This window comes from Cyanobacteria bacterium GSL.Bin1 (assembly GCA_009909085.1).
Classification (GTDB): domain Bacteria; phylum Cyanobacteriota; class Cyanobacteriia; order Cyanobacteriales; family Rubidibacteraceae; genus Halothece.
Genome location: JAAANX010000086.1, coordinates 20,721 through 42,864 on the forward strand (window position 1 = coordinate 20,721; position 22,144 = coordinate 42,864).

General features: G+C 43.9%; 21 protein-coding genes and 1 tRNA gene. 12 read left to right on the forward strand and 10 right to left on the reverse strand.

Annotation, left to right across the window (positions count from 1 at the left end; all coding sequences use genetic code 11):
• Positions 1-10: 10 nt before the first annotated feature.
• Positions 11-379, reverse strand: coding sequence for a hypothetical protein (locus tag GVY04_10995; protein ID NBD16637.1), 369 nt, complete (start codon positions 377-379; stop codon positions 11-13).
• 144 nt (positions 380-523) lie between these two features.
• Here GVY04_10995 and GVY04_11000 point away from each other — a divergent pair, with 144 nt between their 5' ends.
• The 5 genes from GVY04_11000 (at position 524) to GVY04_11020 (ending at position 5,101) form a co-directional block, all read left to right on the forward strand.
• The gene (locus GVY04_11000; protein NBD16638.1) at positions 524-1,822 is read left to right on the forward strand and encodes an oligosaccharide flippase family protein; all 1,299 of its coding nucleotides are present in this window, start codon (positions 524-526) and stop codon (positions 1,820-1,822) included.
• Positions 1,823-1,853: 31 nt separating this feature from the next.
• On the forward strand, positions 1,854-2,864 hold the full coding sequence (locus tag GVY04_11005) for a glycosyltransferase (GenBank protein ID NBD16639.1): 1,011 nt from the start codon (positions 1,854-1,856) through the stop codon (positions 2,862-2,864).
• A gap of 190 nt (positions 2,865-3,054) precedes the next feature.
• Positions 3,055-3,498, forward strand: a complete 444-nt coding sequence (locus GVY04_11010; GenBank protein NBD16640.1) for a UDP-N-acetylglucosamine--LPS N-acetylglucosamine transferase — start codon at positions 3,055-3,057, stop codon at positions 3,496-3,498.
• Between the two features lie 21 nt (positions 3,499-3,519).
• Positions 3,520-4,044, forward strand: coding sequence for a glucosyl transferase (locus tag GVY04_11015; protein NBD16641.1), 525 nt, complete (start codon positions 3,520-3,522; stop codon positions 4,042-4,044).
• Positions 4,045-4,111: 67 nt separating this feature from the next.
• Positions 4,112-5,101 carry an STAS domain-containing protein gene (locus tag GVY04_11020; GenBank protein NBD16642.1) on the forward strand — a complete coding sequence of 330 codons (990 nt, stop codon included), beginning with the start codon at positions 4,112-4,114 and terminating at the stop codon, positions 5,099-5,101.
• Positions 5,102-5,499: 398 nt separating this feature from the next.
• Here the strand turns inward: GVY04_11020 and GVY04_11025 are convergent, their stop codons facing one another.
• The 3 genes from GVY04_11025 to GVY04_11035 all read right to left on the reverse strand — a co-directional run bounded on the left by GVY04_11025 (position 5,500) and on the right by GVY04_11035 (position 9,772).
• Positions 5,500-5,859, reverse strand: a complete 360-nt coding sequence (locus GVY04_11025) for a metalloregulator ArsR/SmtB family transcription factor (GenBank protein ID NBD16643.1) — start codon at positions 5,857-5,859, stop codon at positions 5,500-5,502.
• A gap of 179 nt (positions 5,860-6,038) precedes the next feature.
• Complete coding sequence (locus tag GVY04_11030) at positions 6,039-8,879, reverse strand: CBS domain-containing protein (GenBank protein ID NBD16644.1); 2,841 nt, start codon at positions 8,877-8,879, stop codon at positions 6,039-6,041.
• A gap of 524 nt (positions 8,880-9,403) precedes the next feature.
• Positions 9,404-9,772 carry a 2Fe-2S iron-sulfur cluster binding domain-containing protein gene (locus GVY04_11035; protein ID NBD16645.1) on the reverse strand — a complete coding sequence of 123 codons (369 nt, stop codon included), beginning with the start codon at positions 9,770-9,772 and terminating at the stop codon, positions 9,404-9,406.
• An 82-nt stretch (positions 9,773-9,854) separates the two neighbouring features.
• Between GVY04_11035 and GVY04_11040 the strand changes: the two genes are divergently transcribed.
• Positions 9,855-9,941 (forward strand) — tRNA-Ser (locus tag GVY04_11040).
• Between the two features lie 26 nt (positions 9,942-9,967).
• Here the strand turns inward: GVY04_11040 and GVY04_11045 are convergent.
• The 3 genes from GVY04_11045 to GVY04_11055 form a co-directional block, all read right to left on the reverse strand.
• Positions 9,968-10,555: a DUF4178 domain-containing protein gene (locus tag GVY04_11045; protein ID NBD16646.1), complete on the reverse strand. Its 588-nt coding sequence runs from the start codon at positions 10,553-10,555 to the stop codon at positions 9,968-9,970.
• Positions 10,556-10,579: 24 nt separating this feature from the next.
• The gene (locus tag GVY04_11050) at positions 10,580-12,088 is read right to left on the reverse strand and encodes a polyamine aminopropyltransferase (protein ID NBD16647.1); all 1,509 of its coding nucleotides are present in this window, start codon (positions 12,086-12,088) and stop codon (positions 10,580-10,582) included.
• Positions 12,089-12,276: 188 nt separating this feature from the next.
• Positions 12,277-14,544, reverse strand: coding sequence for a response regulator (locus GVY04_11055; protein NBD16648.1), 2,268 nt, complete (start codon positions 14,542-14,544; stop codon positions 12,277-12,279).
• 198 nt (positions 14,545-14,742) lie between these two features.
• Between GVY04_11055 and GVY04_11060 the strand changes: the two genes are divergently transcribed.
• Positions 14,743-15,327, forward strand: coding sequence for a (2Fe-2S) ferredoxin domain-containing protein (locus tag GVY04_11060; GenBank protein NBD16649.1), 585 nt, complete (start codon positions 14,743-14,745; stop codon positions 15,325-15,327).
• Between the two features lie 78 nt (positions 15,328-15,405).
• On the opposite strand, the gene GVY04_11065 is transcribed toward GVY04_11060, so the two are convergent.
• The gene (locus GVY04_11065) at positions 15,406-15,825 is read right to left on the reverse strand and encodes a hypothetical protein (GenBank protein NBD16650.1); all 420 of its coding nucleotides are present in this window, start codon (positions 15,823-15,825) and stop codon (positions 15,406-15,408) included.
• A gap of 248 nt (positions 15,826-16,073) precedes the next feature.
• Complete coding sequence (locus GVY04_11070; GenBank protein ID NBD16651.1) at positions 16,074-16,697, reverse strand: alpha/beta hydrolase; 624 nt, start codon at positions 16,695-16,697, stop codon at positions 16,074-16,076.
• A gap of 146 nt (positions 16,698-16,843) precedes the next feature.
• Between GVY04_11070 and GVY04_11075 the strand changes: the two genes are divergently transcribed.
• From GVY04_11075 to rpoD, 5 genes are all read left to right on the forward strand, one after another.
• Complete coding sequence (locus GVY04_11075) at positions 16,844-17,842, forward strand: zinc-binding dehydrogenase (protein NBD16652.1); 999 nt, start codon at positions 16,844-16,846, stop codon at positions 17,840-17,842.
• A gap of 115 nt (positions 17,843-17,957) precedes the next feature.
• A complete protein-coding gene (locus tag GVY04_11080) occupies positions 17,958-18,587 on the forward strand; it encodes a Uma2 family endonuclease (GenBank protein NBD16653.1) in 630 nt (209 codons plus the stop codon).
• Positions 18,566-19,549 (forward strand): 7,8-didemethyl-8-hydroxy-5-deazariboflavin synthase subunit CofG, encoded by a 984-nt coding sequence (gene cofG / locus GVY04_11085; protein ID NBD16654.1) that lies wholly within the window; start codon positions 18,566-18,568, stop codon positions 19,547-19,549. Before GVY04_11080 ends, cofG begins: the two co-directional genes overlap by 22 nt.
• Before the next feature lie 138 nt (positions 19,550-19,687).
• Entirely contained in the window at positions 19,688-19,894 is a 207-nt protein-coding gene (locus tag GVY04_11090) for a hypothetical protein (GenBank protein ID NBD16655.1), read from the forward strand.
• 709 nt (positions 19,895-20,603) lie between these two features.
• Positions 20,604-21,785: an RNA polymerase sigma factor RpoD gene (rpoD, locus tag GVY04_11095; protein NBD16656.1), complete on the forward strand. Its 1,182-nt coding sequence runs from the start codon at positions 20,604-20,606 to the stop codon at positions 21,783-21,785.
• Positions 21,786-21,946: 161 nt separating this feature from the next.
• Here the strand turns inward: rpoD and GVY04_11100 are convergent, their stop codons facing one another.
• Positions 21,947-22,099 (reverse strand): chlorophyll A-B binding protein, encoded by a 153-nt coding sequence (locus tag GVY04_11100; GenBank protein ID NBD16657.1) that lies wholly within the window; start codon positions 22,097-22,099, stop codon positions 21,947-21,949.
• Between the last annotated feature and the right edge of the window lie 45 nt (positions 22,100-22,144).

The window sequence follows — 22,144 nt, forward strand, 5'->3', positions numbered from 1 at the left end:
ACATCTTTCTTTAACTATCCACAGCTAAAAAATCGGGAGTTTGAATAATATCCCAGTACAGTAACAGGATCATCACAATGGTATAAATTGTGGAACCGACTAAACCGAGTAAAATATCCCGTTTCAGGTTAGACTGACGCTCTTCAAAGAACAAATCGATCGTTCCCCATTGCATCATCAAAATACCTAAGAGATTGGAGAGCCAGTACCCAATTACAGTCAAAATAAAGAAAGTATCGACAAATATCCAGTTCAAAAGATAGGCAAAGCCATAAGCAATAGGTAAATAAAAAAATAAATCATTCCACCACGAGAGGGGAGATAAAAGATAACCAAAGCTGACGAGAAATGTTCCTTTCGACTTTTTCAGCAAACTCATAATTCTTTCTTTATTTTTGTACCAATCCCTTTGTAACTGAAGAAGTCAGACAATAACTTATACACCTCTCTCAGAAAAGCAAACAGGAACGCTGACAACAGACTTTTATGATTCAATCATTGCTCGGTTGGGTCACAGAAGAATATGTTTGCAAGCACAAAGAAAACTTTATTCCGATTCAAAAACAAACTGTCTAACCGCTTTCTCCAAAATTTGGCGTGGTTAGGGGGGTCGCAAATGCTTAACCGTGTAGTTCGATTGGGAACTACAGCGACGATCGCGCGGTTGCTCTCTCCCACTGATTATGGGCTGGCTGCGGTTGTTCTCACTGCTCATGAGTTTATCAATGTTTTTACTCGCGGTGGTATTGTCACAAAGCTGATTCAAGCCCCCGAATCGGAATTAGAAGCCTGTAATGAGACTGCCTATTGGTTAAATTGGATTCTCTGCGGGTCACTCTTTGTGCTGCAATGTATTGTTGCTTTTCCTGTGAGTGAGTTTTATGGCAACAGCGCAATCGCGCTCCCTTTAATTGTGATGGCGTTCATTTACCTGATGCTGCCCTTTGCCTGTGTTCAAGCTGCCCTCAATATTCGAGAAAACCGCTTGCGAGTGGCAGCAACCGCCGATTCCTTGCAGTTTATCAGTGATTGTGCGTTAACCGTCATCTTTGCCCTTCTTGGGTTTGGCGCTTGGGCGATTGTCCTCCCGAAAGTTTTAGTCGCGCCGATTTGGGTGGTGATTAATCGGGAAAATCATAGTTGGCGACCTTCAGGGAAATTTACCCTGACTAAAACAAGAGAGATCATGCAGTTCGGTCGTCATATTCTGGGTGTGGAATTACTCTCCACGGCTCGTAATCATGCGGATTATCTGCTGATTGGTCGGTTTTTGGGCTTAGAAGCCTTAGGAATTTATTATTTCGCCTTTAATGCGGGTTTAGGCATTAGCTTGAGCTTAATCGGTGCCTTTAATTCTGCTCTTTTCCCCTGGCTTTGTGCGGTAAATCAGGATTTAGAGAAACTCGAAAAACGCTTTTTGCAGGGCTTAAAAACTCTATCCCTCATTGCAGTTCCCATTATTTTATTACAGTGTGTCTCTGCTCCCTTTTATGTTCCCCTTGTCTTTGGAGAAAAGTGGATCGCAGTCGGTGCCTTACCTGTCCTCATTATTATTTGTCTTTCTGCACTCCCACGACCTTTTGCAGAAGCTGCTTCTCAACTCACTCGCGCTTTAGATCAGCCCCGTTTTGATTCTCAGTGGAACATTATCTTCACAGGGATTTTATTAATGGCGCTGTTGATTGGGGTGCAGAGTGGGCTTTTAGGGGTCGCGATCGCGCTTTTAATCGCCCATTTAATCGCAATGCCGATGTTTACCCTCTGGACAACTCGTCATCTCCGTCGCACCAGACTCGCTTCCAAACTACTCTCTGCTCTCTAAATCTTTATTCAAACTTTATCAAATTAAGCGCATGACTAAAATCTCTGTTATTCTTCCGGTTTACAATGTTGAACACTATATTGCTCAAGCCGTTCAATCTGTTCTCAATCAGACTTACAAAAACTTTGAATTACTCATTATTGATGATGAATCGCCCGATCGCAGCATTGAAATTTGTCGCACCTTCCAAGATCCCCGCATCAAAATTATCCATCAAAAAAACCGTGGTTTAGCGGGAGCCAGAAATACTGGAATCCGCCATGCAACCGGAGATTATTTAGCTTTCTTAGATTCTGATGATGCTTGGTTACCTGAAAAACTGGAAAAACATCTTGCTCATCTCGAAGCGAATCCTCAAGTTGGGGTCAGTTTTAGTCGCTCTGGGTTTATGGATGAAACAGGACAACCCACAGGCTATTATCAAATGCCAAAACTAACGGGAATCACCCCTGAATATTTACTTTGTCGTAATCCCATTGGCAATGGTTCCGCGCCGGTAATTCGTCGGGAAGTCATGTCAGAGATTAGTTTTTCCGATGCGGAAGAAGTGCATTATTTCGATGAAACCTTTCGTCAATCAGAAGATATTGAATGCTGGCTGCGGATTGCCATTTTGACGGACTGGGAAATTGAGGGTTTACCGGAAGCCCTGACGCTTTATCGGGTGAATGCAGGGGGGCTTTCTGCTAGCATCTTCAAACAACTTGCATCTTGGGAAAATGTGATCGCTAAAACCCGCACTTATGCCCCAGACTTACTTGCAACTTGGGAAAATATGGCTCGCGCGTATCAACTGCGTTATTTAGCCCGGCGGGCGGTACGTCTTCAAGACGGAAAACTGGCGGTTGAGTTTGTGTATCGCGCCCTGAGAACCCATTGGCAAATTATTTTACTGGAACCGAATCGGACCATCTTGACACTGATAGCAGCTTATTGTCTGTGGTTACTCCCGCAAAACTGGTATCGAAACCTAGAAGCAAGCGCGATCGCGCTAACGGGAACGATGCAACAGCAACGGATCTCTCAGGAAGCAGCCCAGTAAACCATTACTCAATGCATCATCACTAGATCGGGCATTATGTCCGATTTTTTTATTGATGATCGCGCCTGTCTAATTTCCACAATCGTAACAAGTTATACAAATTTAACAGCAACGCCAACATGAACGCAAACGTGAGGCTTCCATACTAGAAATATAGATATAAATCACTTACACCGATAAACCTCACACCATGAAAGTTTTACTAGTTTGTTCCACTGGCGGTCATTTCGAGACCTTAAATGATTTATCCCCCTTCTGGCAACAGCGCGATCGCTGCTGGGTTACTTTCTCTTCTCGTAGCACTGAGACGGCTTTAGCAACAGAGAGAGTTTACCATGCTTACAGTCCCACCAATCGCAACTTAATCAACCTCGTCCGTAACTTTGGGTTAGCGTGGCGCATATTATCTCAAGAACGCCCAAAACTGGTTCTTTCTTCTGGTGCGGGGGTGGCAGTTCCCTTCTTAATCTTGGCAAAACTCTGGGGTTGTCAAACGGCTTTTGTGGAAGCCATTACCCGAGTGGAACAACTGAGTTTATCAGCGCGATTAACCCTTCCCTTCATTGATGCGCTGTATGTTCGTTGGCCCCAACTGCAAAACCGTTATCCGAAAGCAATGCTGATTACTGTTTAATGATTGGAGAGATTGAAAACAATGCTTTTTATTACTGTTGGTACTGAAAAATTTCCTTTTGATCGCCTCGCTCGTTGGATTAACTGTTTAATGACAGAAGGCTTTATTGATGAACCCGTTATTTTTCAATCAGGGAGTTGTCTCTATCAACCCACTGGTGTAGAAGTCAAGCCACTGCTTCGGGAAACTGACTTTCGCAACTATTTGCAAGAAGCCCGTTTAGTGATTACCCATTGCGGAGATGGGACTCTCAGACAGCTCGATCGCGCTACAACCCCGTACATTTTAGTCCCTCGCACTGTCCACTTTGAAGAGCACGTTGATGATCACCAAGTCGAATTAGCCCAAGCCTTAGAATTACTCGGTGTTCCCGTGGCTTGGTCACTAGGAGATTTAGTCCGCTTTATTGCTTCCCCCTGCTGTGTTACGCAGCGCATCTTCTCTCACGCTCCGATTAACCAACTTTGCCACGATTTAGAACAGCACGTTACTCGCGAGTCACTGGCTGGAGAATTAGCCCTTTCTGCACTGACCAGTTATCAGTGACCAGCTTGCCCTGAGCCTGTCGAAGGGTGACCAGTGAACAAACAACGAATAACAAAGAACAAAAATGATGACTCAAACAACTTTCAAACCTAATTTTACAATCACAATTCTCAATCGTTCCGCTTTAATTCAATTACCCAAACATCTCGATCGCGCTTTCATTACAACCTTAAATCAGCAATTACAATCTGTTTTAGCAACCACAAATTCCCTACAATCATTAGTCTTTGACTTTGCGAATGTGACCTTTATTGATAGCCCAGCTATCGGCGGAATTCGACAGATTATTACTTTAGCGAAAAGCCAAGCAATTAATCTGAAATTTTGGAGTCTTTCTCCCGCTATTGAAACCGCAATGACAGCCACAGGGATTATTGACCCTGAGATTTGCCAACCCGAAACCAAAGGGATTCCTGTTCAAAATACTGCTAAGAAGGCGCTTGTTACCCATGCTTCTGTTAATTCTCCGCTGAAACGGATGGTCGATATTGCAGGTGCGCTGGTGGGTTTAAGTATTCTCAGTGTTTTATATTGTCCTCTCGTGATCGCGATTAAATTAGATAGTCCTGGTCCAGTTTTCTTCAGTCAAACTCGTCACGGTTTACGGGGAGAAAAGTTTCGTGTCTGGAAGTTTCGTTCTATGGTTTCTAATGCCGAACAACTGAAACATCAAGTCGAAAATGAAATTGAAGGGGCATTTTTCAAAAATAAAAACGATCCGCGCATTACTAGCGTTGGTGCATTTCTCAGACGCTCTAGTTTAGATGAATTTCCCCAGTTTTGGAATGTTTTGAAAGGAGAAATGAGTTTAGTGGGAACCCGTCCGCCGACTGTTGATGAAGTAGAACAATATCAAGTTAATCACTGGCGCAGATTAGATGTCAAACCTGGAATTACCGGTGAATGGCAAGTGAATGGTCGCTCTGAAATTCTCGATTTTGAAGACGTGGTTCGTCTCGATTTACACTATCAAGAAAAGTGGAGCATTTGGCATGATTTCAAACTAATTTTACAAACAGTAGGACGAGTGGTGAGTAAAAATAGTGGGGCGTGCTAGAACTATCTCGAAAACCACAATCAGAAAAAAACAGAGCATGAAAACCGATGATATTTTCTATCAAATTTTTCAGCGATCGCCCTCTCTAGCGTTTGAATTAAAATTTAGTTGTATGTCCTTTGTCCTTCGTCCTTAGTTTCTATAGCCAATGACTAATGACTAATGACTAATGACTAAGAGTAATCCAAGAAAATGATCATCCAGTAGCTATAGGCTGCTTAGGGAAATTTCAAGACATTATGGATGGTTTATTTGTTGCAGCACTCTAAATGGTTGCTCTTTTTACGCCATCGGGTACTAGGAACCTCAGCAACAAAACTCACCAACTTCCCCAGAATATAGCCAAACTTAGCGTTTTCTTTGGTCAAGATTAGAAGAGGTTGTTATACTCATTTTGATTAATTCCGAACCAGATTAAAGTTAGACAGTTGACTAAATGATTCGGCTCGTTCTTTAAATTCGTTGCTAATTGTGCCGCAAACTAATTCGCAGAGTTCAAAAATCATCGGATCTTTAATCCGATAGTAAGCACTAACGCCTTGTTGTTCTCGCTTGAGAATTCCCGCTTGCGTTAAGACTTTTAAATGTTTAGAAAGGTTGGCTTGTCCTAAACCGGTGGCTTCTGCCAGTTGTTTCCCATTCATGGGTTTTTCTCTTAAACAATTGAGGATGTGAAGGCGACTCACTTCTGATAACACCTTAAAGTAATCGGCAACTAAGCCAAGGGTTTCAGGAGAGGTTTGATCTAACTGGGGCATAACAGTAAAGTAATAATACTCAAAAAGGACTTAAATCTTAATATTAGTTTTATTGTATCTTAATTTTTTTAACTATGCAGTCATGTTGACATAAAGTATAGTGTAAAACATTTCTTACCCGTGTGATTGAAGCGGGGAAGCAAGCCGGCAATTGCCTCAACCTGATTACCCTAGAAGTATCACGAGTCTTGCGGATAATGTTGGGCGAGATACTGCTGTGCTTCGGCTTTCGTTTGGATAACACCATCAAGGGTCGCGTTTAAAAGGCTTTCTAAAATTTCCCGATATTGGGGTCCTGGCTTGTAACCTAAGGCTTTAAGGTCATTGCCATCTAATGGTGCTTTCAGTTGTGACCAATCCGTGAGATATTGCCAGATTCGTCTTCTGACCTTACGAGAAGTTTGAACAGCAGTTAAGACCAGTGTCGGTAACTTATACTGATGTAATACTTTTACCAGGGTTTGGGGACGATATCCCTCTTGAAAAAGCGTATTTTTAATCGGAATTTCAAGCGTACTTAAAGGTTGCTGCAGTAGATTCGCACGTTGCTGTTGTAACGTTTTGTACAGAGGAAGCGCTTCTGCCGGTGAGATATCTTCCGATAAATGGGTGGTAATGTTTGCTTTTGCAGTTTCCAGTTCTTTGAGGCGCTTAATACTATCACTAGGGAGTTCAAGTTGTGTCGCAACGGAAACTCGTTCTTCTGTAGCGGGTAAATAAGCAAGAATCACTTCTAATCGCATTTGCCAATGCGTTAGTGTATGGTCTGGATCAAAGCGTTTTAAACACCGTCCCAAAAATTGCACTTGCCACCACAACTGTTCATCTAACTCTAACTGGGGATGTAGACAACGCAGGGCGGTTAAATCGGATAATAACTGCAGGGCCGGTCGCCAGTAAGGGGATTCTAGAATATATTTGAGTTCTGCTTTCAGGCGGGTTTGGAGGGCAGGGGCTTTGCCATTTTCGGTCCGAGAGCGATCATACGCCCCACTGGCGATCGCGTAACGAATATATTGTTCGGTTTGCGGTTCAATTTCAAAGCCCAGACGCACCGCAAACTTGACAGCACGATAAATCCGAGTCGGATCTTCAATAAAGCTATTGGCGTGGAGAACCCGGACTAAGCGCGATCGCAGATCAATCAAGCCGCCAAAGAAGTCCAACAGTTCCCCACTTTTCGGTGGCGTTAACCGAATCGCTAAGGCATTAATGGTAAAATCGCGGCGATATAAGTCTTGACGGATGGAACTGGCTTCAACTTCTGGATTCGCTGCCGGATAAGGATAAAATTCCGTTCTCGCCGTGGCAATATCCACCCACAGGGAATCTAATTCAGGATGATTATGCCACAGTAACGCTGCGGTTTGAAACTCCCCATGCACTTCTAACCGAACAGGGGGATAATCATTTTGCAGCGCCTTGGCTAATTCCACACCTGCCCCCACATCCGCAGCGCGATGAAAGCCATCCACCACTAAATCTATATCTTGCAAAAATAGCGGGGCGTTCGATTCCGTCGTCTGAGGCGGACTCGCCAGGAGAATATCCCGCACTGCCCCACCAACAATATAAAGATGCCAACCGCGCTTTTCTGCTGCTTCCGCTGCATTAGAAAGCAAATTCCAGAGGGCGGGTTGCAGACGATGCTTGAAATTAGGGAGTAAACAAGCGGAAATTAAAGATTTCTGGTCTTGATCGGAGTTATCAATCCCCCGTTCTTGATGGAGTTGCCGCAGGACATCGGTGCGGGTGACAATCCCGAGGAGTTGATTGTCTTTTAAAACCGGCAATCGTCCCACATCATAGGTGACCATGAGGTCTTCAATGTCTGGTAGCAGCGTATCCGGCGCGATCGTTTTCAGGTTACGAGTCATATAGCCGGTGACCGGGGCATGACCAAACCCATGATGGAGGGCAAGATCAAGATCGCGACGGGAAATAATACCGACCAATTGGTCCTTTTCATTCACTACCGATAACCCCGAATGTCCGTAACGAAGCAGAATGCGCTGGGCTTCAGCGATGGTGGTATTGGGGCGAATGGTACGCACCGGAGACGACATGAGTTCCTGGGCGGTGGGCGGATGCGGGATTTGCCCTTTGATCTGTGCAATCAGTTCCTGCAGCGTTGCTTCGGGATCAGCGGTTTTTAAGTTAGCAGAAGCCGCTTGACTATGCCCGCCGCCGCCAAATGGGGCGAGAATTTGATTTAAATTCACTTTCGGGAGGCGCGATCGCGCAATTAAACTTCCTCGCGGTTCATTCCCATGAGCATAAGCGTGTAGCAGTAACAAGGCATCGGCTTCAATCACATCAATTAGTCGTTCTGCGACGCTGGATAATCCCGGAACAAACTGCTCACTTTCGAGATGTACCCAAGCTAAGGTATAGCCTTGCACGGTTTCCATTTGCACCTGGTCTAAGGCTTCCGATAAAAACTGTTGCAACTGGGGGGAAAGACTCGGTTCCACATAATCGGCAATGACATTGATATTTGCCCCCACTGCCATTAACCAAGCCAAGGCTTCGGCATCACGGGGAGTCGTTTGGGGAAATGTAAGAGAACCCGTATCGCTATGAATTCCCAATGCCATCACGGTCGCTTCAATGGTAGTGAGGGATATACCCGCTTTTCTTAAGGCTTCGACAATCAGGGTTGTCGTTGCACCAACGTCATCAATGTGCGTCATCGTGGCAGGAATATCCCCTTGGAACGCATGGTGATCATAGAGGATGACATTTTTCAGTTGCGGCAGATCGAACCAACTTTGGGCTTTGCCAACGCGATCGCGCTGCTGGGTATCCACCACAATTAATGTCTCAATTTCTTCCGGGTGAACACTACGTCGTTCGATAACTGCTAATTCATCCCGATGTAAGGCTAAAAAAGATTGGACTCCCGGATGCGCCCCACCCGTTAACACCAGTTTTGCCCCCGCATAAAGACGAGTCAATCCCACCGCTGCGCCAAGAGCGTCAAAATCAGCAGTTTGGTGGCATAAAATTAAAGTAAGCATGAATGAATTAAGAGTTCCGCAAGGGATATATTTAGTGTAAACAGTTTCTCTTCTCTATTCAGTTAACAAAACCGAGTCTCAAAATTAAAAATGTACCCAATTTTAATTTTCTTGGATTTTGAGCAACCAAATTGGATTGGCTTACTATTATTTAATTGGTGAGGGAGAACGTCCATCAAAAACTCAATATTGCACCTGGTATTTTGGAGAAGATATTGAGGTTAATCTTCAATCTTTATCGAAGTTGATGAAAATAGCTAACAGAATTAGCTTGTGCTACTCAGAAATATCAGAGGAGCATGAGAAGCCAAGCCAAATCTTCTCCAACCGAATTAAAGCCCAAAGTTTCCTTAACCGTTGGGTCAAATGGGTGGATTCCAGATAGCCGGTTTGGATTGAGACGGGGTTAGGTTTTCGGGATTCGGGGATAGGGGTCAAGAAGGTTTTAGGGGATAGGGAATCGGGGTTAGGGATTCAGTAACTCCAAGGATCCCTAACACCCAACCCCCTTCCCCAACCCCGCTTTAGTCTTCATCTAAGGGAATACCAAACAAGACTTTGCCTTTCCCAAAGTAGCGACCAAATTGTAATTCATAGACCTCATCCTCATCTTGTGTTTCCACTTTCAAATCAGAACGAGGATATCCGACACAAAGAAGGTTATATCCCTCTTCTTGTAGCTGGGTGGATAAGCCCATTGCTTCTGGATGATCAATTTCTCCTGCGAGGCGTCGCACCGCACAAGTCGTGCAAGCCCCATTCCGACAGGAAAAGGGGAGCGTAATCCCCTGTTCTTCCAGACTTTTGAGAATATATTGATCATCCGGAATCATCGCTGTTTGTTCGATTCCGTTTTGACGATCATGAATGTAAATCGTGTAATAGCGTGTCATCAGAAATTTTTTCAGAAATTGGGGCACAAATGTGCAAAACGTAGAACCTTTATTGTACAATTGTAAATCGCGGTACAAACCGGGAGAGGTGGCCGAGTGGTTTAAGGCGCAGCACTGGAAATGCTGTATAGGGGCAACTCTATCGAGGGTTCGAATCCCTCCCTCTCCGCTTTTAAGCTTGAGTGCGGATGTGATTTAACGATAGATTGATTGTCCTTCTCCCGGAAAAATAGAGAGTTCACTCGGACTAATTTCTTCACCGGAAGTTACCTCAATCTCTCCATTCCAGTCTTCAATCGATAAAAGCTTGCCGTCTTCGCTTTCATAATCAAAGTAATGACATTGTTCTGCTTGCCGATTTAAGACAGACCCTTCTCGTTTCATCTTAGCGACACCAGAGTCAATACAGCGATAGGTCTTCCCTTCAAAGGTCAAGGGATTAGGCGGATTACGGGGGATATCTAAGTTACGGGTGGGTTGTAACCAACTCAATTCAATGCGATCATCCTCTTCCACAGATAACCAACGGATATCTTGTTGATCCTGTAATAAATATTCGAGCCAGGTAAAGCCATCTTCCTCGTAAATCAGTTTTCCTTCGACCACCCAGTCTCGTCCAAAGTATTCCACAATATCTCCGAGTTGGAGGTTAAAAATTGTGCGATGTTCGGGGGCATGATTTTCGGTTGTATCCGTCTGAGGAGACTGGTTACGTTGACGTAAAAAGAGGTAGATTCCCAGGACAATCAGAAGAATAATAACGAGTAAAGTGAGAACAAACATAATCTTTTTCTGTTACTACACTCACTAATATAAAACCCAGCGCCGATCGCGCTCATAATTGACAATTACCGGATGGGCCAAAGTATTCACTTCCACCTCCGCCAGCATTAGATCTTTGGGCAGGACAAATAAACTGGATAACACAGTTGGAGAAAGAAAACGAGTGTTAATAGGAATTTGGTTAACGTTTTCCGGCTGAAACGGGGTTTTTGTCGCTAAAACAAACCCCCAAGGGCCAAAACTGGGAACATTTACCGTATAAGGATGAACTTCAAATGCAGTTGCTTGCAGGGTAGTCGCAATACAAGAAAAAGCTTTTGGTGCAAAAAACGGGCTACTGCCTTGGGTGACGAAAACTCCTGTAGCAGAGAGATGCGCTTGTAATTGCCGATAAAACCCGAGAGAATAGAGTTTAGCTAAAACGTTACGGTCTGGATCGGGAAAATCAGCAATAATCACATCAAATGTGCTATCAATTTGAGAAATTAACTGAAACGCATCCCCATAGCGTACCTTCACTCTCGCATCAGTCAACGCTTTTTGATTGGCTTGTACTAAGGCAGGATAGGTTTTTGCCCATTCCACAACTTTCGGATCCAGTTCAATCAACGTGACCGTTTTCACGCTATCCCATTTCAAAATTTCCCGTAACGCTAAGCCATCGCCAGCGCCTAACAGTAAAACATTTTTCGGTTCCGCAACTGCACTCAGCGCCGGATGAACGAGCGCCTCATGATATCGATACTCATCACTAGTTGAAAACTGCAAATCCCCATCGAGAAACAAGCGAACATCACTCCCCCGTCGGGTTAAAACTAACCGTTGATAGCTTGACTGTGCTTGTTGAACAATCGGTGCGCCGTAGAGGTTTTCCTCTAACCGTTGACTAAAAGGAACCACTATCACGGCAAACAGAGTTAATAAAAGCGCGAGCGTCAGACCCAATAGTCGCCATTGGCGTAACTGGGGAAAGGCACGTCCTAATAAGAAGACCATGACGGCGGGGAAAATCCCCAAAATTGCAGCTGCTGGGAACATTCCCACTAAAGGTAACAAGATCACAGGAAACGCTAACGCCCCCACTAATGCCCCAAAGTAATCCATTGCTAACACCCCGGCCAGGGCATCTTTTACTCCTTCTTCAGCTTCCACCATCCGCGTTAACAGTGGAATTTCTAACCCAGCTAAAGTGCCTAAAATGAGAGTGACAAGGGCTAATCCTAGCCAAATTTCTCCGCCAACAATAAACAGAATAAATAAGCTGAGGGGTAATACGGCATTAAGGGGGGCAATCAGTAGTTCTACTGTCATAAACGTGGTTAACAGGGTGTCTCCCTTGTTGCCAATAAAGCGACTGAGATAAGATCCCACACCCATCGCAGCCAGAAATCCCCCGAGGGCAATACCGTAAGAGAGGGCCTCATTCCCAACCAAGTAACTGGCTAAAGTCCCTAAAAGCAGTTCGCTGGCTAAGCCACTAGCCGAAGAAATGGCAGCAGACAAAAGGAGAAGATTCTGTTGTTGAGGCGTCATATTTAGGGGAAGTTTAGATGCAAATGGATCAATGTTTGCTACCAGTTGATTCGGAGGAGAGAGAAACCAGTAACAAATGAATGAATGACTAATGCCACAATTTTATTTGACTCAAATTATAGGACGAGACTGGCACTCAATCCAAAATTGGGGACGGAATTTCTCTGTGCTGCGTTCCTAAACTTCCTTCATTTTTCCGACTCAGTAATGAGCTGCTGTACTTTTTCAATTACTGTTTCCAGATGGAGGGGTTTAGCAATATAGTCATCTGCCCCTGCTTCTAAACACCGATCGCGATCGCCAGGCATCGCCATCGCGGTAATGGCAATTACAGGAATCTCTTGCCAGTGGGGAGTGGTTCGCAGTTGCTGCAACAGTTCAAAGCCATCCACTTCTGGCAGTTGAATATCCAATAAGATCAAATGGGGCAGTAGTTCGCGCGATCGCAATTCTGCAGCAATCAGTTGCTGCATCGTTCGCCCGTCATAAATGACTTCTACCGCATATCCTTCTAATTCCAACACCTGACAAATTAAGGCTTGATTAAATGGTTGATCTTCAACGACTAAAATCCGTGGACTATTGGTGGGATCGGGCTGGTCTTGACCGAAGTGACGATTAAGGTCATCTGGTGTTTCCTCTTCTCCCACCGCCGGTGATAAGTCTGGTTTTTCTGTTCGTAACTCGGTTAAGGGTAGCCAAACCCGAAAACAACTGCCCTGATTTTCCTCAGACTCCACAGAAACGGTTCCCCCATGCAACTCGGCGAGACGTTTGGTCAGCGCTAGACCTAACCCCGTCCCTTCATGGCGACGAGTGAGGGAAGAATCCACTTGTTGAAACGGGCGGAACAATAATCCTTGCTTTTCCTTGGGAATCCCAATGCCTGTGTCAGAAACTTCTAGACATAAGTAAGGGGTACTGTCATTGACCGGACTGCGATCAGGACGAATTTCTTGTAACAATTGATGTCCATAGCGTAAATTGCCACTGAGTTTGACTTTCCCTTCTTCAGGGGTGAATTTAATGGCATTCGAGAGCAAATTAATTAAAATCTGTCGTACTCGTCGCTCATCTAGCTGCACTTGTTCAACTTGATAATCCAATTCCAGTGACAACGCAATCCGTTTTTTGTCGGCGCGGGGTTGGACCATCCGCATACACTGGCTACATAAACTATGGATGACGACTGGCTTTAATTCTAATTCGGTTTTTCCAGCCTCAATTTTGGACAGATCGAGAATATCGTTAATTAACTGGAGTAAGTGTTCACCGCTGCGTTTAATGGCTTTCACTTGCTTGAGTTGGTTATCACTCAACGGTTCTTTCCGTTGTCGTTCCAGGAGATCGGCAAAACCTAAAATACTATTAAGCGGTGTGCGTAGTTCATGAGACATTGAAGCCAAGAATTCTGACTTCATCTGTGAGGCTTGGGCTAAATCTTCATTCGCTTGACGGAGATTTTGCTGGACTTGTGCTCGTTCAATGGCAACCCCTAAAGCCCGACACGCAGCTAACACCATATCTTCTTGTAGCTGATTTTGCAGGGGATTTTCTGAGCGCGATTCTAAAGTTAAAACCCCAATAATATCACCACTATGTCCGGGAATGGGGAAAATTCCCAGTTGCCCAATCCCAGGATGACGAAAGGCAGCAACAGCTTGGGGATGATTGGCATAATTTTCAACAAATAAGGGTTTCCCTGTTTCCACAACTTGCCACAGTAGTCCTTGTCCGTAAGGAATTCCTGCTTCCATTTGTGCTTCCATATCTGGAATGGACTCACCATAAGTGGCAATAAATTGAGAAGTCATTTCATTAACCAGTAGCCCAGCTTGACGCTCATCGCCGTCACCTGTAATGACTTTGACATCACCAAAGGCAGCATTAGTGGTTTCAATCAGATAAGAGAGAGCAAATTGACCAATTTCTTCAATATCGGTAGCAGGTTGGAGACGTTCGGTTAATCCTAACAGAAAAGTGAGTCGTCTGAGTTCCCGATTCAGGAGATCCTGGGAGTCATCCGTTCCCCGGAATTCAATTCCGGGGCTTGCGGATGACCGTTGGTCGAAATTATTTGTCAGTTGCCGAATGTTAAGTATGTACCCGCCGCTGGGAGTCGCTGTCACCAGAATCTGCAAGTTTTCTCCTGAACCGAGCTCGATCGCGCAAGGGGTTGGATTGGAGTCGGCATTTTGGATCAGATCTGCAAGCATTTGGTGCTGTCTCGCTGGCCAATTGCTTTTCCTGGCCATGGCATCTAAAATGTTCCTGCCAGAAGGATTTTGTGCCAGCCAGTCGGGGGACAATTCACTCAAGTCTAAAAACACTTGGTTATAGTTAATCAGCTGATCGCTGCTGTCAAAGAGCGCGATCGCGCGATCAACTTGATTAAGAATTAAGGCTTGTTGCTCCTGTAATTGCTTTAACTCGGACTCCAGCGATTCTGATGACATTCCCAAACTTAGATCAATCAACTAAATTTTATTGAAGGGCAATTCTTAAATCTTATCAGGGCGTGTTTTTCTCTGTCTTAAGCCTAGAGAAAGAATCTTGTCTTGATCTTCACTAGTTCTTGCAAAATTTTCTCTTTTTTGTCATCCTAGAATTAATGAATTGAGAATGATTTGCAGCGTTGAGTTGGGAGAAATGACGTGAAAGCAAGCAAAAAACAAGTTACGACCTTTGTTCTCGAAGGTCGTTTTCTAGAAGCCTTGGGTAAATCGCCTTTGAAACCAAAATATATTCGCATTGCTACAGCAGCAGGGGAACAACTCCTGAAACTCAGTAAGGAAGCACGTCCTTTACTTGCTGAAACACAGTTACCGGTCGGGAGTTGGATTACCGTCTCCGGACAAGAGACTTACAAGCCAAAAAAGGGAAAACGGAAACGAAAAATTGATCAGATTGAACCCCAACAACCGAGTGCAACCACTCCTCCTTCTCCTCAGCCGACAGTAGCGAAAAAAGAGGGAAAAGAGAAAAAAGATAATATTCTGGTCTGTCAAAAATCTTCTTGCTGTAAACGGGGCGGAAAAGCGGTTTATCAAGCTGCTATGGAAGCCGTGGAAAAACACGAACTCTGTGATCGGGTTAAAGTTAAAGCAACTGGTTGTATGGGAAAATGCAAAAAAGGTCCCTGTTTAGTGATGCAAGCTGATAAATCTCGTCATCTGGGTCTTAAGCCAGAACAAGTGCCAGAATTAATTGCTCAACAATATGGTGCTTTAGTCTCTTAGTTGACATGGGTAAAAAAATTCCCCCAACCGCCACTCACTTCAAGTAGGTCGTTAGGGGAACTTTTTTTGTCGCTTGAGTTAGGACTTTTGGGAGTTATTCCCAATGACTTGTCCTTTTAAGTCATTAAACTCAGAAATTAATTCCTCACGGGTAGAAGCTCGTAACAGGTAGCGATAGATAAACCAGCCCGTATAGCCCAGTCCAACTAACTCAAAAATGGGAGACAATAAGGGGATCCCATTGATAGCGCCGAGAACAGCAAAGGTCACTTTTACGGTAATAAACGCAGCAACGAAGAGTAAAATAACAAGGAGAGGCTGCTGATAGTCGGCAAAAAACTGTCCAAGATAGCTGGGAAGTTTAGAAATGACATCAACCACGGGTTGTACTTGCTGTTGCCACTGGGGTTGGCTGCTAGCAGGAGCAAGTTCTCCACCCGCTTCAGTACTAATTTCTTGTTGGGCTTGTTTTTCTTTGTTTTCGGTTGTTGATTCCATGATTTAACAATTCCTTGTTTTTTAGACCAAACATCTAATCGCGAATTGAGACAATCGGCGAGATATGATTGTCTTGCTTTTGCTGATCTTATCAGAAAAATAACGAACCACTAAATTTTAGAAATAATCCTGAATTCAATGGTTCTCAGCCTAATTCTTACCCAAAGAGACCAGACGTTTAAAGCTTGCTCGAAAGCAAAATTATTGCCATTGTTGTGAAGTTTTGTAAACCGAATTGAGGCTGCTTCCTATGCCATTTTACTGTCAATTTTCCAAAATTGACGAATGTTAGTAATAACTTCAGGGGCAATGCGGAGATCAGCATGGGAAACACCAGAAACACAAATACATTGTGCGTATTGGAATTGCGTCGAACGAACAGAAATGGTGCCATCTGTTCCCAAAAAATAATTGCTGGCAATACTTAAAGTTGGAATTTTTTGGGCAATGGTTTCAGCCAAGTTTTTACGATTAGCAGCCAGTTCTTTGGCAACCCCAATTCCTAATCGAAACGGATCAATGATTCGCGCGAGTTCTGCCCCTTGAATGGGAGAAGCAATGAGGACTAAACTTTCGACTCTTTCCCACCAATGGGGATTTTGATTTAAAATTTCTAACCAAATTAAGCCCCCCATCGAATGGCCGATAATTCTAAGGGGGACCTTGGGGAAATTTTTGAGATAATCGTGCGCGATCGCGCTAACTTTTGCAATTAAAGGACGCATCCGCCACCAGGTCCGATAAAAACCCAAATTCGGCGTAATCACGACAGTATTTGCTAACTGTAAACGATTCGCTAAAGTGCGCATTGTCACTGAAGTATCCGCCCAGCCATGTTGGGCAAACAGAAGATAATCAGGGGTTTGGAACATATTTTGATGCGGAATTGAATTGCTTGAATCTGTTTTTTTAGGGGGGTTGGAAAAAAGTTTTTCCTTTGAGGGTTGACCTTCTTTGTGTCCAACTCAAGACGATAAAATATAAGCCTAGACTAGAGTTAATTTTAGAGGAAAAAGTGATGAGAGCGATCGCGATGACAACCAATGGGACACCAACGGTTTTGCAACCCCAAGATGTCATCAGTCCCCACATTGATGCTCCCCAAGAAATGTTAATTCGTCTGCGCGCTGCTGGCATTAATCCCATTGATACAAAATTACGGCGTCGGGGAACCTTCTATCCAGAACAACTACCCGCAATTCTCGGTTGTGATGGCGCTGGCATTGTGGAAGCTGTGGGCAGTGGGGTGACTCGTTTTCAAGTTGGTGATGAAGTCTATTTTTGTCACGGTGGACTCGGCAAAAAAGGCACGGGGAATTATGCCGAGTATACAGTTGTGGATGAACGGTTTGTGGCGGCAAAACCGAAATCGCTCTCTTTTGCTGAGTCGGCGGCTGCGCCGTTAGTGTTAATTACCGCTTGGGAAGCGTTGTATGATCGCGGACGGTTAGAAGCAGGAAGACGAGTGCTCGTTCATGGGGGTGCTGGGGGCGTTGGTCATGTGGCGATTCAACTCGCTAAATTAAAAGGGGCAGAGGTATGTACGACGGTAAGTTCTTCGGAAAAATCAGAATTTGTCAAAAATTTAGGCGCCCACCCCATTAATTATAAGGCAACAGATTTTGTAGAAGCCGTCAATGAGTGGACCAATGGCGAAGGAGTAGAACTCGCTTTTGATACCGTAGGCGGAGAGAACTTAGAGAAAACGTTTCCTGCGGTGCAACTTTACGGAGATGTCGTGACGATTTTAAGCCCCAGTGAAAGTACCAATTGGAAAGAAGCGCGATCGCGCAATCTTCGCATTGGCTTAGAATTAATGTTAACCCCGCAACTGACCCATAACCTAGATGCCCAACTGGCACAAACAAAAATCCTCGAACAATGTTCACGCTTAATCGATCAAGGGGGACTAAAGGTTCACCTCAACCAAACGTTTCCCCTCGAAAAAGCAGCAGAAGCCCATAAAACCCTAGAAGCGGGTAGCATGATCGGAAAATTAGCGCTGGTGATGGATTAAGCGTTTAGTCATTGATCATTAGTCATTAGTCATTGGTCATTGGTCATTAGTTATTAATTCTTTGTGAGTTTCTAGTCACTGTTTATTATTATCAAACTCATTATTCATTATGATCATGAATCAAACCTTAATCCCAGCAGAGACTTATACGGTTTTACAGGGGGTGCGCTGGGAAACCTACCAAGCCTTGTTGCAAGACTTAGCAGCTACCTCTGGAAAGCGCTTAAGCTATGACCAAGGGACTTTAGAAATCATGACTCCTTTACCGGAACATGAAGTAAACAAGCGACTTTTGGGACGAATGGTAGAAACAACAACCGAAGTGTTGGGGTTAGAAATTTATAGTTTGGGGTCTGTTACGTGGAGTCGCGAAGACTTAAAAAAAGGAATTGAACCGGATGAATGCTACTATATCAATCCAGAAAAGAATATACAGGGAAAACTAAAATTTGATCTCAGTATCGACCCACCGCCAGACTTAGCGATTGCAATCGATATTACAAGTAGTTCTTTGAATCGCCTCGATATTTATGCTGCGATTGGAGTGAAAGAAATATGGCGATTTGATGGAAATAATCTCTTAATTTATGTACTTGCAAGCGGAGTTTATCAAGTACGAGAACAATCTCAAGTTTTATCAGTTTTGAGAACGAATCAACTTTTACATTTTCTCAACAAACGTGGTCAAGTGGGAGAAAATGCATTGCTAAAAGAGTTTCGAGAATGCTTACAACATCAGACATAAATCGATCAGCTTCTTCGATTATCACCTATAGTCCTGCCCATACACTGGTTCCAACCTATGAATGTTTTAATCGCTGTTCTTACTGTAATTTTCGGACTGATCCCGGCAAAGATGCGTGGTTAACGCTAGACGCAGCCCGAGAACGTCTCGTTTCACTGCAAGGAAAAGGAATTTGGGAAATTTTGATTCTCGCCGGAGAAGTTCACCCGCAATCTCCCCGACGCAAAGACTGGTTTCACCATATTTTTCAATTGTGTGAGCTTGCTTTGGAATTAGGCTTTCTCCCGCATACGAATGTGGGACCCCTGAGTTATTCGGAAATGGAACAACTGAAAACGGTCAATGTTTCCATGGGGTTGATGTTAGAACAACTCACGCCCAAGCTATTGGAAACCGTTCATAAACATGCCCCCAGTAAACAACCTGAGGTGCGCTTACAACAGTTAGCGTATGCTGGAGAATTAAAGATTCCCTTTACCACCGGACTTTTATTAGGCATTGGAGAAACTGAAGCCGATTGGTGGGAGAGTTTGGGCGCGATCGCGCAATGCCATCAAAAATGGGAGCATATCCAAGAAGTGATTTTGCAACCCCATCGTTTAGGCACTCAGCAAAGCTGGCAAAAAGATCACTTTAACTTAGAAGAATTTCCGAAACTGATTGCAAAAGCCCGTGAAATTTTACCAGCAGAAATTGGCCTTCAAATTCCGCCCAATTTAATCTCTGATTCCCAGTTTTTACTCGATTGTATTCAAGCAGGTGTCACGGACTTGGGAGGAATTGGTGTGATTGATGAAGTGAATCCTGACTATCCTCACCTCCATCCCGACTCCCTACAGGCTATTTTAGGAAACAAAGGATGGCAACTCCAACCAAGACTTCCTGTTTATCCTCGGTATTATTCTTGGCTTTCTCTAAACTTGCAATCTGTCATCAACAAATATATGAATTCATCAGGATAGGTCGGGTGGAAATCTTCCTGATCCGGAAGTTCGTTACCGGGAATACAAGAGGAAGCTGATACAAGTCTTGAGATCACAAAACGTTAGAATTAGACTAAAATAGATAAGTTTTTTGTGAATTTATTTTTTAGTGTGCTTATGTTCTTCAGCGAACTGACACCAATTTTAAAAGAGCTAACCCAACAACCGATTACATTTACAGGGGGATTAGTTTCTGGGATATTACGCCTCAACCCCAATCAGGATCCCCTCAAAAGCTGGTTATCTCAGCAAGGAAAAACTTCATCTGAGTCCACCACCAATGGTCAAGGGCATCATCCTCCTCAGACAATTGATATTGAATAGTCAGAAAAGTGTTGGCAAAAAAAGTAATGAGCTGATTGTTGAGTAAGGAAGTAATCAGCAGAATTTGTCCCGATCAATCAATGCTGGTGGAAAATTAATCAACAATTTACACACACGCTCAATTGAAACGATTATGATTAGATTAAGTTGCTATTATTCAACAACTTGCCACGGTTAAGACCCTTTTCCCTGTCATTAGCGAAGGCAATGATTAAAATATTCTCAGGAGTTTCAATCAATGAGCTTCTATCTCAATGGCACGCTCAACATCGCCCTTGCTCAAAGTGTTGAGTTTTAGAGGGCTGCATCAGGGATTTGGACTGGTGCAAAGTGGATGATGAATGTGCTAAAAGAGTTAAACAGTGGCGATCAATGCAGTTATTAAAAATATGAAGCAACTCAACATGAAGGACAGATTTGGATGCTCTCTTATCTAATAGAAAAAATTGCTTCTGAGGTCAACACTTTTATCAATCCGACTCATCATCAAGAGTTGGGCAGCACTCATCGGAGTTGTTGTCATTTTGGTAAGAAAGGCTACAATCATGGCTAGACGTTTCCAGTTCAAGTCTCTCCCGCCGTGTGGACAAGCATGAATTAACCTCTAAGAGGGAAGGAGCAGGAAAAGTCACGATAAAATCTCAATTTAAAAAATGATTGATCATCATTTTCAGATGAAAACAGCAAGGAGTAAGAGGAAAACGGCATGATGCAGGTACACGCACTAACCAGCCAGCAGCAAAAAAGTGAATTAGAACGCTTAATTGAAGAACAAAGTCATGAAGCAGCGCAAGGAAATACCATTCCCCTCGAAGTGGAACCGGCAGATGCCGACTTAGAAAAAGAAGCGTTGCTCGAAGCGGAAGGATCAGAAGAAACGCCAACGAAAGCGGTTACTGCAACCAAAGAAGACAATAATAAAGAAGACAATAAAAAGAAATCTTATACAGAAGATTCAATCCGTCTTTACCTGCAAGAAATTGGTCGCATTCGCTTGCTGCGGGCTGATGAAGAAATTGAGTTAGCGCGAAAAATTGCCGATCTATTAGAGTTAGAACGTAAACGCACTGAGTTAGAAGCGACCATCGGCTGTGAACCCACCGATGAAGAGTGGGCGCAAGAGGTGGATATGCCGTTGCCTAAGTTTCGCCGTCGCTTATTGCTGGGGCGTCGAGCGAAAGAAAAGATGGTGCAGTCAAATCTGCGGTTAGTGGTCTCTATTGCGAAGAAGTACATGAATCGAGGGCTATCGTTTCAGGATTTGATTCAGGAAGGTTCATTAGGATTGATTCGGGCAGCAGAAAAATTTGATCATGAAAAAGGCTATAAGTTTTCCACCTACGCCACGTGGTGGATTCGGCAAGCGATTACCCGCGCGATCGCGGATCAATCCCGCACCATTCGCCTCCCGGTTCACTTATATGAAACCATTTCTCGCATTAAAAAAACCACAAAACTGCTTTCCCAAGAATTAGGGCGCAAACCGACTGAAGAAGAAATCGCAGAACGGATGGAAATGACCATTGAAAAACTGCGGTTTATCGCTAAATCGGCTCAACTTCCGATTTCTCTCGAAACGCCCATCGGTAAAGAAGAAGATTCTCGCCTCGGAGATTTTATTGAGGCAGATGGAGAAACACCAGAAGATGAAGTCTCTAAAAGTTTACTGCGGGAAGATTTAGAGGATGTCCTCGATACCCTTAGCCCTCGCGAACGGGATGTGCTTCGCTTACGCTACGGGTTAGAGGATGGACGCATGAAAACCCTTGAAGAAATCGGACAAATCTTTAACGTGACTCGGGAACGAATTCGACAAATTGAGGCAAAGGCTTTGAGAAAGTTGCGCCATCCCAACCGCAACAGTATTTTGAAAGAATATATTCGGATTTAAATCTAAAAGTATTATTCAACTTAAAGAGAGCAAAAGCTGGGTTAGTTGATGAACCTTGCCCAGCTTTTTGCTATAATGTTCTAGCGAATAATTTGTTTGCATTTAACTTTGGGTTAGGAGGGGAGCTAGCCCTTCTACCCAACTTTATGTCTCAATTTGGCTTAGAGGAGTCCCCAGAAATGGAGGACACCTTGTCCGCTGAGGATTTCGGTGAGGAGCGCAGCAATAAAGCCAATCATTGCTAAGCGACCGTTCCAATTTTCTGCAGAAGTATTGAAACCAAATTTGAAATCGTTACGATTCTCTTCCATGATGACCTCTTGATGATGAATAAATGCTAGTGCAATCAACTCTGTAAA